22 protein-coding genes are annotated in these 15,752 nt (G+C 39.8%); 11 read left to right on the top strand and 11 right to left on the bottom strand.

Annotation, left to right across the window (positions count from 1 at the left end):
* The first annotated feature begins 354 nt into the window (after positions 1 to 354).
* On the top strand, positions 355 to 702 hold the full coding sequence (locus I6N90_RS24915) for a hypothetical protein (protein ID WP_232243229.1): 348 nt from the start codon (positions 355 to 357) through the stop codon (positions 700 to 702).
* Positions 703 to 906: 204 nt separating this feature from the next.
* On the opposite strand, the gene I6N90_RS21465 is transcribed toward I6N90_RS24915, so the two are convergent.
* The 8 genes from I6N90_RS21465 to I6N90_RS21500 all read right to left on the bottom strand — a co-directional run bounded on the left by I6N90_RS21465 (position 907) and on the right by I6N90_RS21500 (position 6,787).
* A complete protein-coding gene (locus I6N90_RS21465) occupies positions 907 to 2,109 on the bottom strand; it encodes an MFS transporter (protein WP_197937708.1) in 1,203 nt (400 codons plus the stop codon).
* Between the two features lie 67 nt (positions 2,110 to 2,176).
* Complete coding sequence (locus I6N90_RS21470; protein ID WP_197937709.1) at positions 2,177 to 2,458, bottom strand: ArsR/SmtB family transcription factor; 282 nt, start codon at positions 2,456 to 2,458, stop codon at positions 2,177 to 2,179.
* A 122-nt stretch (positions 2,459 to 2,580) separates the two neighbouring features.
* Entirely contained in the window at positions 2,581 to 4,404 is a 1,824-nt protein-coding gene (locus I6N90_RS21475) for an ABC transporter ATP-binding protein (RefSeq protein ID WP_197937710.1), read from the bottom strand.
* A complete protein-coding gene (locus tag I6N90_RS21480) occupies positions 4,404 to 4,802 on the bottom strand; it encodes a hypothetical protein (protein WP_197937711.1) in 399 nt (132 codons plus the stop codon). The genes I6N90_RS21475 and I6N90_RS21480 overlap by 1 nt, the downstream gene beginning before the upstream one ends.
* Positions 4,787 to 5,275: a hypothetical protein gene (locus I6N90_RS21485; RefSeq protein ID WP_232243230.1), complete on the bottom strand. Its 489-nt coding sequence runs from the start codon at positions 5,273 to 5,275 to the stop codon at positions 4,787 to 4,789. The genes I6N90_RS21480 and I6N90_RS21485 overlap by 16 nt, the downstream gene beginning before the upstream one ends.
* Entirely contained in the window at positions 5,272 to 5,796 is a 525-nt protein-coding gene (locus I6N90_RS21490; RefSeq protein ID WP_197937713.1) for a MauE/DoxX family redox-associated membrane protein, read from the bottom strand. Before I6N90_RS21490 ends, I6N90_RS21485 begins: the two co-directional genes overlap by 4 nt.
* 8 nt (positions 5,797 to 5,804) lie before the next feature.
* Entirely contained in the window at positions 5,805 to 6,293 is a 489-nt protein-coding gene (locus I6N90_RS21495; RefSeq protein WP_197937714.1) for a hypothetical protein, read from the bottom strand.
* Positions 6,290 to 6,787 (bottom strand): hypothetical protein, encoded by a 498-nt coding sequence (locus I6N90_RS21500; protein WP_197937715.1) that lies wholly within the window; start codon positions 6,785 to 6,787, stop codon positions 6,290 to 6,292. The genes I6N90_RS21495 and I6N90_RS21500 overlap by 4 nt, the downstream gene beginning before the upstream one ends.
* A gap of 588 nt (positions 6,788 to 7,375) precedes the next feature.
* Between I6N90_RS21500 and I6N90_RS21505 the strand changes: the two genes are divergently transcribed.
* Together I6N90_RS21505 and I6N90_RS21510 are read left to right on the top strand one after the other, a co-directional pair.
* Positions 7,376 to 8,437, top strand: coding sequence for an endonuclease/exonuclease/phosphatase family protein (locus I6N90_RS21505; protein WP_197937716.1), 1,062 nt, complete (start codon positions 7,376 to 7,378; stop codon positions 8,435 to 8,437).
* Between the two features lie 83 nt (positions 8,438 to 8,520).
* Complete coding sequence (locus I6N90_RS21510; RefSeq protein ID WP_197937717.1) at positions 8,521 to 8,817, top strand: metal-sensitive transcriptional regulator; 297 nt, start codon at positions 8,521 to 8,523, stop codon at positions 8,815 to 8,817.
* Between the two features lie 116 nt (positions 8,818 to 8,933).
* Here I6N90_RS21510 and corA read toward each other — a convergent pair whose 3' ends face one another.
* The gene (gene corA / locus I6N90_RS21515; RefSeq protein WP_197937718.1) at positions 8,934 to 9,884 is read right to left on the bottom strand and encodes a magnesium/cobalt transporter CorA; all 951 of its coding nucleotides are present in this window, start codon (positions 9,882 to 9,884) and stop codon (positions 8,934 to 8,936) included.
* 271 nt (positions 9,885 to 10,155) lie between these two features.
* Between corA and I6N90_RS21520 the strand changes: the two genes are divergently transcribed.
* The 6 genes from I6N90_RS21520 to I6N90_RS21545 all read left to right on the top strand — a co-directional run bounded on the left by I6N90_RS21520 (position 10,156) and on the right by I6N90_RS21545 (position 13,380).
* Entirely contained in the window at positions 10,156 to 11,157 is a 1,002-nt protein-coding gene (locus I6N90_RS21520) for a cell wall hydrolase (protein WP_197937719.1), read from the top strand.
* 328 nt (positions 11,158 to 11,485) lie between these two features.
* A complete protein-coding gene (locus I6N90_RS21525) occupies positions 11,486 to 12,016 on the top strand; it encodes an S-layer homology domain-containing protein (RefSeq protein ID WP_197937720.1) in 531 nt (176 codons plus the stop codon).
* Between the two features lie 9 nt (positions 12,017 to 12,025).
* The gene (locus I6N90_RS21530) at positions 12,026 to 12,262 is read left to right on the top strand and encodes an S-layer homology domain-containing protein (protein ID WP_197937721.1); all 237 of its coding nucleotides are present in this window, start codon (positions 12,026 to 12,028) and stop codon (positions 12,260 to 12,262) included.
* Complete coding sequence (locus I6N90_RS21535; RefSeq protein WP_197937722.1) at positions 12,263 to 12,718, top strand: hypothetical protein; 456 nt, start codon at positions 12,263 to 12,265, stop codon at positions 12,716 to 12,718. It begins immediately after the preceding gene.
* 3 nt (positions 12,719 to 12,721) lie between these two features.
* Entirely contained in the window at positions 12,722 to 13,117 is a 396-nt protein-coding gene (locus tag I6N90_RS21540; RefSeq protein ID WP_197937723.1) for a hypothetical protein, read from the top strand.
* Positions 13,114 to 13,380 carry a hypothetical protein gene (locus I6N90_RS21545; protein WP_197937724.1) on the top strand — a complete coding sequence of 89 codons (267 nt, stop codon included), beginning with the start codon at positions 13,114 to 13,116 and terminating at the stop codon, positions 13,378 to 13,380. Before I6N90_RS21540 ends, I6N90_RS21545 begins: the two co-directional genes overlap by 4 nt.
* A gap of 417 nt (positions 13,381 to 13,797) precedes the next feature.
* Here I6N90_RS21545 and I6N90_RS21550 read toward each other — a convergent pair whose 3' ends face one another.
* Complete coding sequence (locus tag I6N90_RS21550; protein ID WP_197937725.1) at positions 13,798 to 13,947, bottom strand: transposase; 150 nt, start codon at positions 13,945 to 13,947, stop codon at positions 13,798 to 13,800.
* A gap of 251 nt (positions 13,948 to 14,198) precedes the next feature.
* Here I6N90_RS21550 and I6N90_RS21555 point away from each other — a divergent pair, with 251 nt between their 5' ends.
* Together I6N90_RS21555 and I6N90_RS21560 are read left to right on the top strand one after the other, a co-directional pair.
* A complete protein-coding gene (locus tag I6N90_RS21555; RefSeq protein WP_197937726.1) occupies positions 14,199 to 15,050 on the top strand; it encodes a hypothetical protein in 852 nt (283 codons plus the stop codon).
* A 48-nt stretch (positions 15,051 to 15,098) separates the two neighbouring features.
* A complete protein-coding gene (locus I6N90_RS21560) occupies positions 15,099 to 15,362 on the top strand; it encodes a hypothetical protein (protein ID WP_197937727.1) in 264 nt (87 codons plus the stop codon).
* A 189-nt stretch (positions 15,363 to 15,551) separates the two neighbouring features.
* Here I6N90_RS21560 and I6N90_RS21565 read toward each other — a convergent pair whose 3' ends face one another.
* Positions 15,552 to 15,689 (bottom strand): hypothetical protein, encoded by a 138-nt coding sequence (locus I6N90_RS21565; RefSeq protein ID WP_197937728.1) that lies wholly within the window; start codon positions 15,687 to 15,689, stop codon positions 15,552 to 15,554.
* Positions 15,690 to 15,752: the final 63 nt, after the last annotated feature.

Here is a 15,752-nt window from a genome sequence, read left to right on the forward strand (position 1 = left end):
TAACTCTTATATGATCAAAATGTGATAGTCTCGCGTCGTAACGAACTCCAAAATCGTTATTTCAAGTAAAGTAGTCTAGTTTCGGCTATATGTTGCGTTATAACGTTAAGGAGGTTCGTTAGAATAAATAAGGTTATGTTTTTAGTAATATAAGCATCATACGGTTCGTTAAACAGGATACCTTATAGACCAAGTTGGATGGTAAATTTATAAAAAGGGGACTAGCATTACAAATGTTAGAGGTACTGAATAGGTGGATAGGGATCTCGGCAGTTTGGAATTTCTGAGCATGAATGTAACTTTCAATCGCATATTCTGAATGATTCCGATCTTTTAGATATGAGTCTCTAATAAATGAGGAATGAAATTGACATAAACAAAAAAAGTTCTAGAAAAATAGTTGTAAGAAATGAACAATATAGTTGGACCGTTTCCCCTGACAGTGGGTATGTCATCACGATAGCGGAACATGAAATCTACAAAGGGAGACGGCTTGAAGTATATATTCAGTCGGATATAGATAGCTACTGGGTTAACTTTCCTAATACAGAACATCTAAACTTGAAAATTATTAGACCCAGAGATGTTGAGTTCTTTATCTGTCAGGCAATTGATCAAGGGTGGGAACCAAGTGTGAAGGGCACGCCAATTGTATTTGACTTTGATGGAGGGAATCTCAATATTAGAAAAAGTAGCAGGTAATTTACAAATACTAGTGGTATATGTGCTGCTTGGCGCTAAGCTGCAAAGGTCAAAACGACTCTTGCAGCGTGGAATCGAGCAACTAAGTGAGCTGCAAGGTTCGAAATGACCCTTGCAGCGTGGAATTGAGCGACTAAGTGTTGTTGTATGGCTATCCTTTGCACGTACAGTATCATCGAGCTTAACCAGCACTCTACATTCTAGTTAAGTCGACTCAATCTGCTGTGGAGCAACCGAAAGCGCTGCTTCCTTTGGCTGTTCCGTTCTAGAAAGCCGGAAAGACAACACTGCTGCTCCTACAGCGATTAATACTCCTATAGCCCCAATCCAGCTGACATCAGACAGTGAAGCTTTCTGGATGACGATGCCCCCTAAACCTGCACCGGCTGCCATTCCGAGCTGAATAAAAGAACTATTTAGACTTAACATAATGCCAGAAGCACCTGGTGCTAAGGTGAGTAAATAATACTGTTGTGTAGGTCCGCTAGACCAAGCTGAGAACGACCATAAAATGAGTAATGCAAATACGAGATAGACGTTTTGGCCAGCGAGAGAAAATGCGAGAAGTGCAACTACGTGCAGCAGCATTCCTATTGTTAGCGTACGCGGTGCACCCCATTTATCGACACTGAATCCTCCGAATTTGGAACCAAGCAGGCTCGCAATACCGAGTGCAAATAATCCAGCGCTTACGACTTGACTGCTCATATTCGTGATCGTTGAAAGATAAGGTGAAATGTAGGTATAGACAATGGAATAGCCAGCAATCCAGAAGAAGGTAACGGAAAAGGCAACGGCGATCTTCGGTTGCAGAAGCAATGCGAACTGATCGCGGAGTGGGATAGGTGCTTCACTCGCCGTACGAGGAATGGAAGCAATGACAACAAACGTCGCGATGATACCAAGTAAGCCGATTACTCCGAAAATAAGCTTCCAATCATAGGAGGCTGCAAATACTCTTCCTAGTGGAACGCCTATAATTAACGCTGTACTAAAGCCCATAACTAATGTTGCGATTGCACTTCCTTGTTTGTCAGCAGGTGCAAGCTTAGATGTGACCGTCATAGCTGTTACGACGAATACGCCTGTGCTTAATGCAAGGATGATCCTTGATACAATTAGAAAGATGAACCCTGGAAGGGCAACTGCAATGACGTTGCCAATAATGAACGTAATTAATGAATAAATAAGCATTTTCCGTCGATCAATAGTTGCAGTTAAAGTCATTATGATAGGTGTACCAAAGGCAAAAACTAACGAATACACAGTAATAAGCTGTCCGGCAGCAGCGACTGTTACCCCAATATCTAATGCTACCTGATCTAATATGCCTGCAATAATATATTCGGATGTACCTACCAAGAAACAAATGATTGCTAGCGTATAAATTTTCCACTTATCTGTCATAAAAATGCTCCTCTCCGTCTTCATACTTTTATATTTCTAGATATATAGAAATATGTACGAAAAAAAATTACTCCAACAAATAAGGGGCATATCTCCCTGCGATGTCGCGATTGAGGCTGTAGTAGATGTAGGTGCCATCCTTGCGTAGGTTAAGCAACCCGCACTCTGTTAATTGCTTCAAGTGATGTGAAAGTGTTGATCCAGCTACACTAACTAGCTTGTTTGCAATTGATGAGCAACACAAATTTTGCTCTTCTATAAGCAAGAGAGCAATTTTTAGACGTGTTGGTTCGCCGAGAGCTTTATACACTTTGATCGCTTGACGCATTTCCAGATTGTCTTCTACCATTCATTTTCCCTCACTGTTGTTTTCGTATTATATTTCGATGTATTTCGAAATATACATTATCATATTGGCAGAGGATAGTAAATAGAAATGGTTAAAAATGGGCGAATGCAGGGAATCACTATTTATGATCCTACTGTCTGCTCCGCCCATTCTTTTGTATACCAACTAGCTTGTTTGCGGAACATGGCTGCATATTCCCCGTTTAGCCCCATTAATGTGTTGTGATCACCATTTTCTACTAACCGACCATCTTTTAGCACAATGATTCGATCTGCAAACCGACAGCTTCCTAGTCGATGCGTAATAAAGACGGCAGTTTTGTCATTCGTTAATGTCATAATATTTTCAAAGATGGATGATTCAGTCATCGGATCAAGAGATGCGGTAGGCTCGTCTAAAACAATCATCTCAAAATCTCGGAAAAATGCTCGGTTTAAAGCAATTCGTTGCCATTGACCATAAGAGAGCTCATGCCCGCCATCAAAGTGTACACCAAGTACAGTGTCCCAGTTTTGTGGCAACTTATTAATAAAAGAAAGGGTATTAGCCTGCTTGCTTGAGAACTGAAGCCTGCTTCGATTATGCAGTTCAGACACTTGTCCAAGTCCGATGTTCTCCCAGACAGGGAACGGATATTGAACAAAATCTTGAAAAATTGCACTGACATGACTGCGGAAATCAGTCCCATGCAGCTGCGAATAATGTATGCCGTCTACTGAAATGTCGCCGCTGCGAGGCTGGTATAGTCCAAGCAGAAGCTTCGCCAAGGTGCTTTTTCCAGCTCCGTTATCTCCAACAATAGCAATTTTCTCACCTGCATGAATGGTGAATGATATTCCATCCAGTGCGGGCCCATTAGCTCCGTCATAGTGAAAGGATACATTGTCGACTACAATGCCATGTTGAATTGGAGTGGGAAAGGCGATTTCGCCGTTTTGGTCATTTTCTTCAGGAAGATTAACAAAATCTATCAATTCATTCGTGTGCAATAAGTCCTGATGAATTCTTGAATAACTCTGAGCTAAGCTTTGTACGAGTGCTTGCGTGCTGAACAATGCCTGTGCTAGAGCAACATAACCACCTATTTCCAAACCGCCATTTACCCCAGTATGAAGAGAAAATAGTAGCATGCCACTTAATAGTGTAAGTGTTACTAATTGTACGGCATATGTAATGCTGATCGTTTTTCTTTCTAAGGCGAGAATACGCTTCGTATTTCTCCAAGCAATTGTTTTCCACTTCGTTATCAAGTAGGGGGCTGTTTCAAATACACGGATTTCCTTAGCGGCTTCTCGACTTTTAAGCAAATTACTTATATAGGATGACATTCGCTCATCCGGCGTTTGGTGAACGATAAGTTTAAACTTGGCTTTACTCTCATATAAATAAGACCATAACATAGGAATAACAAGCAGCAGCATGCCGAGAGATAGAAGCCAGTGGAATTGATATAACACGATCATAAAACCAATGACTGTAATGAAACTTTGGACCATCATTAAGCATGTAAAAACAATACCGATACCTTGCAGTTGTAGGCTGAAAGCGGTTCGTTGCAGTTGATCATAGCTGGAGTGATTATCGAAGTACGTTAGGGACAACCGATTTACTTTCGCCGACATCCATTCATCGAAATAAAGCGTTGCCCGTTGATTAAAGTATTGCTGTGCATAATTAAACACACTGCTGAGAAGAGCGCCAACGAGAAGCAAAGCAAGCTGTAACCAAACAAGCCTCTCAAGGGATTGAAAATTGTTTCCGGTGCTCCCTTGGAACAAAACAGCAGCTTCATTCACCAATGTACTTGTAAGTCTTAGCTGTGCGATCGGAATAAATGCCTGTGCTAATGTTACACACAATAGAATGATTAGGGTTATGCCTGAGATCTTCCACAATAGTGGAAGCAAAAAACCAATTGTACGAAATTTGCTGTAAGAAGGGTTCATTAGGATACTGCTTTGGAAATATAGAGAGGGTAATGTGCTAACGTGTGGCCATCAACATCTGTCATGACAAAATGAAATAAACCTTCGTCATGGACTACAAAACGCGGCTGAAAGGCCATATCCGTCCCCGCTGGAACATGACCTTGTCGCTTATTGACAAGCTCATCGCATTTTTTTTGCCATACAATTTGTTGATTGGAATCATACACCTTTATAAATACGACCCCTTCATCGGTTCCGAAAAATAATACTTTAGCCCATAAATAAAAAAGAGTAACCGAAGGAAATGTACGTATGCGAACTTCGTTACGTACATTCTGAATACAATGTGCTCTCGCCTCATAATTATCTACTACTTGGTCAGCTATAATAAGTTGCCCGCTTATTGATTTGTGCATAAATCATCCTCCTCATCGTGATTGAATAAAGTCATCTTCCGCTCTATAAACATCTGGGCTTCAGTGTACCGATGAAGTGAATACCCATCCCATTGAGAGACTGTCGTTGTTCCATTCAGCACCATTAGCCATTTTGAATGCCGGTATTCAGCTGTATGTCGCACACTAAAGCAACTGCTCCAAGCACGCAGCTTCAGTTGTACGATGAATGGCGGCGCATCCAAAAAAACAATAACATCTTGAAATGCTTTATGTTTCGTCGATAGTAATTCATCAATTTTCTTAAATGATGGGTGTGCGTAATGAACGCTAAGTATAGTGATCGTTGGAGTTGCAGACCAAGTCTCCTCCGCCGAAGCGCTGCTTGCCAAGTGCCGTTCAATCGCGTTTATTTTACGTTTCATTTCAATTAAAGGCAGTGATCCAAGGGCCAAAATGGATACTGCTGAGATGAGCAGCCACATGATCATCATGTCTCCACCGTTAGAGCTCTGTACCGATTACGTGTTTGGTAATAATCTATAAAAATCATGGAGCCACAAATGACTATGATGCTGATGATAAGTTGCAAGAAGACCATATACGTAGAAATAGAGTGTGTCGGAACGATACATTTGACCGCACAAAGTACGATAAAGATTGTATTTCGGCTCAATGGATAACGATTTAGAAAGCTTATGGAGCCAAAACAAGAACAGGAACTATTATTATCGCGATCCAGGCGGCGTTTTCGTATAACGATAAAGTTGAACAGAAGCAGCAAAACAATAGCACAAATCTCCTTATAATAAAGGGCTAGACCAGATGCGAACGTTAAAAAAAGCAGAAGCTCGGAGAGAAGTAAGCCGATTGATGCTGGACGAATCCAGTTTACCGGTATGATTCGATAGGATTGTACGGAAAGTTCTAAATCTCTAAACATATTTGCTTTGGAATAAAAGGCTATGAAAAAGAGTGCCGCTATGATTATATCCATCACAAATATAGCACTCATAAGCAAAGCTATTCGCCTCCTCGATCGAGCCCCAACTCTCTATATAGGTGATTAATATCCTCAATCGTAAAACGTTGCTTCATTAGACCATGTTCAAGAATAATGGCAGAGGGTGTCGCATCCAATTTAAATTGTGATTTATAGCTATTCTCCGCCATGGTTATGACAGGGAATGGATAGTCGTAATAGTGGGCAAGCTCGTTGTTATCTTCCAGCGATGCACTGCTAATGAGCAGAAGAATACCCGTATATGTGTTGCTAAATGTCAGAAGTTTTGGAAGTAGATCGATGCAACTGCTGCAGGTTAAGGAAATGAACAAAATGGCAGCAGAGGGTGCACTTACTAGTCTTTCATCTAACGTAAGGTCTGGGAAGGGCATCCCTAACCCGTGAGCTTCTGATGTTATCTCGTCTTCACTTGGTATATAGGGTACAAAAGAATGATCTCTCTCTAGAGTGTCACTCTTAAACAAATCTCGAAAGCTCAACTTGCTCATCGTGATTCCCCCTTGAGTGATAACTCTTGTTGTTGATTCAAAAACTTTTTGAATGGAGACAGAAGATATTCCAAATATTCGAGACTGCCTGCATGTTCGATTGTGATAATTTGGCCCTCTGCATTTAACCCGAATGCCCAAGGGTAACCGCGAGTTTTTAGCTCATTAAACAACACATCATCAGAAGCATGATAAATGTTTACTGTAGGATGAAAGACTTGTTTTGCCTTTTCAAATGTCTCTTCTTCCGTTTCCATAAAAATATGCATATTAGCGGATGGATAGTGTTGTACAAAAGTATTTAGAGCCTCCATGGCAGGAAGACAAGCTGCGCAGGTGGTACTTATCGTTGCAAGCAGAAGATGGTCCGTAATGAGATCATAGAGGTGTAAGGAGTCATAGTGTGGGATAGCTATATTTGGCATGAAGTCACCTATGTGCAAGCCTTCTTCCACTTTCAGAAATGACGGAATTGTTTTTTCTATCGCATTCATTGTGATTAGTCTCCCTTCTTAAGTAGCTAAATAGTAGAAAGAGAATCTCCCCGTTTAAAAGAGAGATTCTCTATTTATTGGAATTACCAGCAATCACAAGGTCCATTAACGCTACAATTTTCAGAACGACAAACGAACACTCTTCTTCTGTTCATACCAGCGCAATATGCTGTACAATAAGTCACCCAATCCCCTGCTGTACATCTGTTAGGACATGCCATTATAATTCACCTCCTCTCGTGTGGTAGGTTTAATTTCAATTCGTGTAATGAACACCTCGCTAAAAAAATATAATCGATCGGAATAAAGTTATTTGGTTGAAAATAATATAGTAGATAAATGTATTGTTGTAAACGCTTTCACTAAAACTGTGTAAAATAATACTAATTTCGACAGGCATATAGTTGGAATTGTGTATATGATGCGATAAAAAACTACATTTTTTTCAGATTGAACATCTAAAAGTAGGATAAATAGAAAGTAATGTTGAATAAGATGAAGTGAGGTATGCACAAGATTGCGATTGCAGTTGACTGATTGGGCATTGTTTCATCTAGGTAAATGTAACTACAGGGGGTCAAGTTAACAATGGTCAAAAAGGTGTTAAAAATTGCAGGATGGATTGTCGGCGTTCCAGTTTTAGCTTTTGTAGTGTTTCTTATTTATGTCACAGCTGTGGATTACAAACCTGACGCACAGGTAAAACTTAATGTAGTTAATAATCCAACTATAAAAATGAAGCAAGGTGAACCATTTACGGTTACAACTTTCAATATTGGTTATGCGGGAAATGATCAAGGACAAGATTTCTTTTTGGATGGGGGGACAATGTCTCGTTCCAGCAGCAAGGAGCAAACGGAACTAAATTTAGCGGCTATTACTTCCATATTGAAAGACACAGGATCTAATATGTATATGCTTCAAGAAGTAGATAAGGATGCTACTCGTAGTAATCGTATTGATGAAGTAGAGAGATTAAGCAAAGCTCTACCTGAATACAGCTCAGTATTTGCTACAAACTATAAAGTGCCTTGGGTTCTTGTCCCAGTAATGAATCCAATGGGAAAAGTTCATGCAGGGTTGATGACGATGTCAACGTTTGAGAGTACATCTCATACTAGATATGATCTGCCTGGCAAGGAAAAGTGGCCAGTTCAACTAATGGAGCTTGATCGTGCTTTTATTGAAAGCCGCTTCCCTGTAGAAAATGGGAAAGAGCTAGTCCTTCTTAATGTACATTTATCTGCCTACGACAAGGGCGGGAAAATTCGTAAGCAACAATTGGATTTTCTGAAAACATACATTGAAACAGAAACGAAAAAAGGCAACTACATTATCGCTGGCGGGGATTGGAACCATTCGTTGCCTGGATCAGATCCTGCTCACTTCGGATCTCCGGCGGCATGGCCGGCGTGGCTTCAGTCTTTCCCTAAGACATTTGAAATTGATGGATTCCAATGGGCAATCGATCCAAACGTTCCTTCTGTTCGGGAGCTGAATGCTCCATACAAGGAAGGTGTTAACTTCCTTGCTCTAATCGATGGTTTCTACGTATCATCGAACATTAAGATTAATAGTGTGAAAGGGCATGATCTTACGTTTAAACACAGTGATCACAATCCAATTACGGGCACTTTTATTTTGGAATAGCAATTAGAGTCGTAGACTGATCTTTGCATTGAATGGGGGGTTAGGCTAATATAGCCTTATGAGGTTAGGGGGCGGATGGACATATGGAACATAACCAGTGTGAGCGACACAGTCATCATTCGGATAAAACGAAAACGAGTTTAATGAATCGTTTAAATCGAATAGAGGGTCAAGTTCGCGGCATTAAAGGACTAATCGAAAAAGATGCATATTGCGATGATGTACTCAATCAAATCGCTTCAGTGCATTCTGCTTTAAACGGTGTAGGGAAGCTGCTTGTAGAGGCACATTTGAAGAGCTGCGTCATTGAAAAGATTCAAGAAGGCGATGAAGATATCATCAACGAGTTTCTAACTACGGTGAACAAGCTAATGAAATAAATAGTGTATCTAATAGAAGAGCCAGTAGGATCAGCGAAGCTGATCTTACTGGCTTTTTTGCATCGAATTCTATATATATCGGATAGATGTTGCCATGTTGAATATTGCACTTCCTTCTACTTAAACCAGCCCTTGCGCTTGAACCAAAATAATAGGGATGAGCCAACGATCAGCATAACCGTTAATACAGCGTAATAACCCCATTCCCACGAAAGCTCTGGTATAATCTCGAAGTTCATGCCATAGATGCTCGCAATAAAAGTTAATGGGATAAAGATAGCTGTCATAACAGTCAACGTCTTCATAATGCCATTCATCCGATAGGAGTTAATAGAGAGATAATTGTCTCTCAGATCCGACGTCATCTCTCGATTAGACTCGATCATCTCAGACAGCTTCAATAAATGGTCGTGGATATCTGTAAAATATAACCGCAACTCAGCCAAGCCATCAATGCGATCCGAGTTTATAACTCGATACAAGAGGTCTCGCATCGGAAGGATCGTCCGCCGCAGCTTTAACAACTTAGCACGAATGTCGAAGATATCATCCATCAGCGCTTGCATGGATTCTGAGCTAACATTGTTTTCGATTTCGTTCAAATATTCTTCGATCTGGTATACACCGGGGAAATATTGATCTACCAATTTATCCATGACCAAATAGGCGGCGTACAAATGACCTTTGTCCACGCCTTTTTTTTGTTTGGCTATTTTGCACCATGCATCTTCAATCTCTCTAGATTGCTGCAGATGGAACGTAACGACATAGTTGTCGCCAAGAAACAAATCTACTTCTTCAGCAGCAAGTGTTTTTGGATTAATGGCATGCATAACGAAAAAATGCATATTCTCATAGTGATCCATCTTGGGACGCTGAAGTAAATGAAAACAATCTTCAACAGCTAGCGGATGGAAGTGGAAATGCTCGTCTAATTGATTAGCTTCGGCCTCAGTTGGCATGTCGAAGTCGACCCAATACCATTTGATATGGGCATCGGAAAGCTTATTTAAGGGAACGTCTCTAATAACTTCTAGATCGTTAGTGATCGCTAAAGAACGTATCATCGGAATAACTCCTTTTGCAATTACATAATTCGAGCTCAAAGAAATTGTAGCACATGGACATGTTTGAAATATACTAATCTATCGTTGTCATACTTTGCTAGACTAATCATTTACGTGCTTAACAACCGAATACCAACCGCATTTATCTGAATTCTGTGAAATTGTTAATAATTATTGTACCAAAAGCTGTGGTATACTTTTGCGGAGGCAAAATCCCGGCAATCTGAACGATCGGCGTACCATATAACTTGAGAAATTCGAGGAGGTATTTATGATTAGAGGAAATCAGAACATAGGAAAACGAGCATTACTTATTATATGGACAATGTTATTAGTGAGTGTTTGGCCAATGTCAGTCGCTGCTGCACAGGATGAGAAGACGAAAGTTGCAAAGGGCGTTACCATTAAGATTGATGGAGATAAAGTGAAAATATCTGATCCAATCAGGAAACAAGATGAGCGGGTCTATTTGTCAGTTGCAAACATCGCAAGCATATTCGGTGCAAAGAGTAAGTGGGACAAAGAAAATGAGGAAACAACGATAAATTCGGCGCAAGGCGATAAGATTGTGCTTGGCAATGGCGTTCCGGTTGTTTATTTCAACGAAGGTCGTTATGTTATGAAGGAGGAGCCATTCCTTGTAGGTGGCAAGATGTATATGCCGCTTCGCCAGATGGCTGAGCTGCTTCATGCGACTGTTAAGTGGAACGATGAAGAGAACACAGCAGAAATAACGACAGTGAAGCCAGCAGTGGTGGCAGCCGACTACGGATTGGCTGAAATTAGTAAGCAACATGGCAGTACTAAGGCGGAGTTGCTCAAACGCAATGGGCTAGATAGTAAAGATCCGATCAAGGAGGGGACTAAACTACTCGTGGTCGTGCCATCTATATTCGATAATGAGGCCAAGCCCTTCACAGAAGAGGATATTACGTTGCTTGCTAAGATAACGCAGGTTGAAGCGGGGAACGAATCGTATGAAGGACAGCTAGGCGTAGCGAATGTTATTTTGAATAGAGTGAAGGACTCAAGATTCCCTAAATCGATCAAGGGTGTTATTTATTCAGGTAAACAGTTCCCACCCGCACATAACGGTATGCTCGACAAGAGCAAGCCAAATGAAAGTGTAAAACGCGCTGCTAAGGATGCATTAAACGGTAAAAACAATGTTGGAGGCGCCGTATATTTCTTTAATCCAAAGGTGTCCAAAGGTTCATTCTGGGACAACTTAGATGTTATTGTAACCATCGGCCATCATAGTTTTGCCAAATAGAAGGATAAAGTAGGTAAAAGCACGATAGAAACATTCGTCATTGACGAATATTTCTATCGTGCTTTTTCTTTGTATTATCGTCAATCATCGATCTAGTTCGTGTAAGTTTATGTCCGATATTATCGGTTAACAGAACCTTTGTCGGAGCGGTAAAAAATAAAAGGACATTTTAGCATTTTAAGCGAAATGGTTGTCAAAACAACAGCTTTAGCGGTCGAAACAGCAACTATAAGAGAGTATTAACACATCTAGACGAACCCAGCAGAGTCATAAGGGTTCGTCTATTTTTATTAAGACAGCCAATTAGGCTGTTAGAGGAGTGGAAAGAGTGGGGAAACGTTTTATTGCATGTCTGATTATTGTTAGTTTATTGGCAACATTAGCACCACCGCCACCAGTAGTTAGAGCAGTGGAGAGAATAGTTGAAGAGAACTTCACCGCCACGCAAGGCCATTGGGCAGAGAACACAGTTATTGCTGCGAAGAAGAAAGAGACGATTAGCGGCTATGATGATGGGAGCTTTAAACCGGATCAAGATGTTAGCCGTGCTGAGTTTGTTACATTCGTAAATAAAGGACTAGGACTAAATCCTAGAGTTTACGATACTGATTTTCGAGATGTGTCTAGTATGGCATGGTTTGCTAAAGATATTGCAATTGGACAAAAGAGTGGATATATCCAAGGATTTAATGGGCTATTTCGTCCTGACGCTTCGATAACGCGTGAAGAGGCTGCGGTTATTATTCAGAGACTCATGAGCGAGAAGCAATCATTAGTTGATAAGAAGTTAGCAGTTACGTTTGCGGATGAGAGCCAGATTGCGAGTTGGTCATTAGCAGCTGTTGAACAAGTAACGTAACATCAGTTGATGAATGGTTACCCCGATGGAACATTCCAACCGAAGGAATTAATTACAAGAGGTGAGACGTTAGTTGTACTAGAAAGGTACGCTAAGCTGTATTCGATTAAGGTTGCTGGGGACAAGAAGACAGACAGTTATCTCAATCCAAGCTTTCCATTAGAAGCAGAAATTTCTGATGAGAAATCTATTTTGGCTATTAATTCGCCTACAGCAGTTTCTAAGTGGATGACTAGGGAGAATTAAGTGACACTAGGAGGAATAGCGAAGTCACGCTTACTGAAAACAATCAGTTATGAAGATACTGATTTCGGAGTATTATCCAGTAATGAAGTGCGCATTGGAACGGTAGAGCGTGAAACGAAGGAGCAACACCAGCAATATTTTGATCTAGGTGAACAAGTGCTTGAGCAAGTAGACAAGCAGTTAGGCGAGAACGCTATAGCAAAAGAACAAGTTGTGGATTGGTTATTAAAACAGCCGAATGTAGCCGAAGCTGGTGTATCTTTCGAAGGAGGAAGCATTGGGTACGAAGGTGTAGACGGTTTGCGTGGAGGTATTTTAGTTAATAAACCAGGAGTGAAGGGCGCAGTTGATGAGGGTATTGCTGCTCAGCCTGAGCTTGAACTAGTAGACCGTACGGATATGTTTCAATTAGGGATAAGTTTGTCTTCTATTGTGCCAAGTTCGAGGAGCGAATGAACAGTGGGCAGTGGTAATGTGCTTATTGCTTCGTCTTTTGCTAGCAAAGGACTCACTTCAACGGCTTACGATGACATATCGGACAGCTTCAAATCAGCACAATATAATATGAATCGCTTAAAGGACGAAGTGGTAACGGTTGAAACCTTCAAAATACTAAGTCAATATGGCGTTGTTATACTCGATACGCATGGAGAATTGTTTGGATCGGCGACTAGGGAAACTCAGCTGTTTTTAACAGGAGAGAAAGCTATGGCAGCGAATCTTAACGACTATGAGGCGGACATGAAGAGTGGCCGTCTAATGGAGATGAATGGTTATTACGCCATTACCCCTGCATTTATTGCTGCCTATAACAAGACACTACCAGCAACTATCGTATTAACGGTAGTTGTTTGAGTGTTGCCAATGATAGCTTTGCCAATACTTTTCTTCGGCTAGGTGCTAACTCCTATCTTGGTTATTGGGACTATGTTGAGGTGAAAAACGATCAAGCTATCGTAAGGAAGCTACTCCTACCGCTCGTACAAGAGAAACAATTACTACATCAAGCATATGAAGCTGTTCGAACAAGCGGTTTGTTCGGTGTAGAAACTCTACAATTTATTAAGTTGTTCAGTAGAAGAGGAATGATAAGATACCATAATGGAGAATTAACTTAGGGAAGGGCAGGACGTTCTCGAATTGTTTCTGGAGGAATGAGCAAGGTTGAACCCGAGGATATCAGTGAAAAGACTTTTGATAAACTCGATAGAAATTGAAATGAGATAATTTCGCAATAATTATTAAGAATAGGCTTCAGTCAATTGTCAGTTCGAAAGCTAAATCATATAAGTACAACTAACAATACCACAATGCGAGCTAGCCGCCCGGGTTGTGGTATTTTTCAGTGAGAAAATCAAAAGGTCGATAACCCATTAAAGGCAACTCTGTTCATTTAATAAATTTAAGAAATAAATCTATTCGTTATACGATATCCAAAGCAATACTCTTTGACTACGACTAATTTCCAGCAAAGACTGCTTTTTATGGGACTCTTGCTTGAACAGAACAAGCAAGCAGTAAGAGATAAGGACTATCTAAACCTGATTCATCATGGCATTCTCACTTGTGCCATAGAACGTTTTGATTCGAATATGCTGCTTCATCCACTTGAAAAAAGTTTCGATTGCCCAGCGATTCCGATACATTTTACCAATCTCATCCGCAGTTAAATCATATCGATTCATTAAACGCTTTTTTACAAATTGGCACTAGCAATTTACGGAATGAAGAAAATAGTGTATTCTTGTCCACTCGGTTATCCTTTTTATTATTGTAAAGAATTCTTTGTATTTAAATTATGTAATTTAATAAATATTTGTAAAAAAATATATAAAATTAATGAGACAAAAGTAATAATTTTATTATTTTATATTGATAGTTAAAAATTTACATGGTATATTGTGGGCTGTCTTTAAATAATAATAGGGGTGAAATTATGAAAAAGAAGTTCGTTAGTGCATGTCTATCTCTTGTTTTATTGTTAAGTAGTTTTGGGTCTGTAGTACATGCAAGTGAAAAGAAGGTTGAAGATGAAACAACGGTTAATTTTACAAGTGATATTATTGTTGAGAGTGTTAAGATTGGTAGCGTTGAAGTAACAACTGTTTCGTCTGCTATTGAAACAAAGGACGGAAGCCAAACTACAATTAATCAAACTAAAGATTACACTATATATCCAGAGTATATTGCGGAATACGGTTCAGTATTTACTGACTCTTTCGACCAATCAGAGATAATCTTTTCGAATAATAATCAAGATGTTTACATTGATGGTATCAAAGAAGACGTTAGCGCTTTTGATGAGAATGTAGCGATTGCTCCCCAAAATGTTGCACCTGCAAATAATTACATGCTAAGATCAACTGGTGGTAGTGATAGAGGGGGAATTTCTTCTATTTGTCATTATTATTCCACCACTGCAAGAACTAGTTATGCATTTGGATGTTATGAGTCTATGAATTACAATTGGGTCGGAAAAGGCTGGGGATCTGGAGAACCAACAGGCAAGAATATTTCTAAAATTGGAATTTTGAATACAAATTCAGACTTTCAAACAGCTAGAAATGATGTAATTAGATTTGAAAGTGATTACAACAGTTACCAAACTACTTTGGCTACGGTTATACTTGCTGTTGTTGGTGAGGCTGTAATTCTACCTTGGTTTGGACCTGGTGGATTGGTAGCATTGGGAATTTTATCAGCTAGTGAAACTGCTCTTGTAGTATACCAGTTTAGTGAGGCAGAAAAGGCATTAAAGAGAGCATATAGCTCAATAACTTTCCTATAAGTGATATAGGTAAAAGTACGTTAACTTACATGGTGGTGAGATTAAAACATGATCGCTGTTTCATTACTGGTAAGCTCACTTTTGATATATTTTGGAGTGCTAGGCTTTTTTGTTTACCGTATAGTAAAAAATATTAAAAAACCAAAAAATATTGTTGAGAATGCAGGAGTTATTGCTTCAACTGGAACTTATGCTTATATCATGGGATATTTAGAAAATTTCCCTAGAATTCCATTGATGTCTTTAAGTGCAATGCTTTTTTGTTTATACCTTATTCATGTCTATGTTATAAAAAAGAATGAAAAAAGATGAAAAAAATAGTAACTACTCAGCCGATCTAAATTGAGCCATCTAAAAAAATGGTATCAATCGTCTGAGATAATGTTACCCTGAATTGTTGTTCTAAGCCACTTAATGGTGGCTTGGATTGTTGATGAATGTGTTTTATCATGAACATAGATTTTGTTCCGGTATATCCGCCAAGGATGACTGGAGGCGGGTTTACGTTGCTACGTAAATTCCGCCTTTTTTTGTTTCCGTTACCCGTTTGTTTCGTTCTGTTTCTTTGAGTGAAATCGCCTCGCCTTGATGCCACAAAAATAGTTCTCCAGTTAATGTTTCACGTACCTCTACCATCATTTTACCCTTTAGTTAGTGATTTGTTTTTTGCCCCATATATGATTTCTGAAGGGGTAATATATA

This window comes from Paenibacillus sp. GSMTC-2017 (assembly GCF_016019935.1).
GTDB lineage: Bacteria > Bacillota > Bacilli > Paenibacillales > Paenibacillaceae > Pristimantibacillus.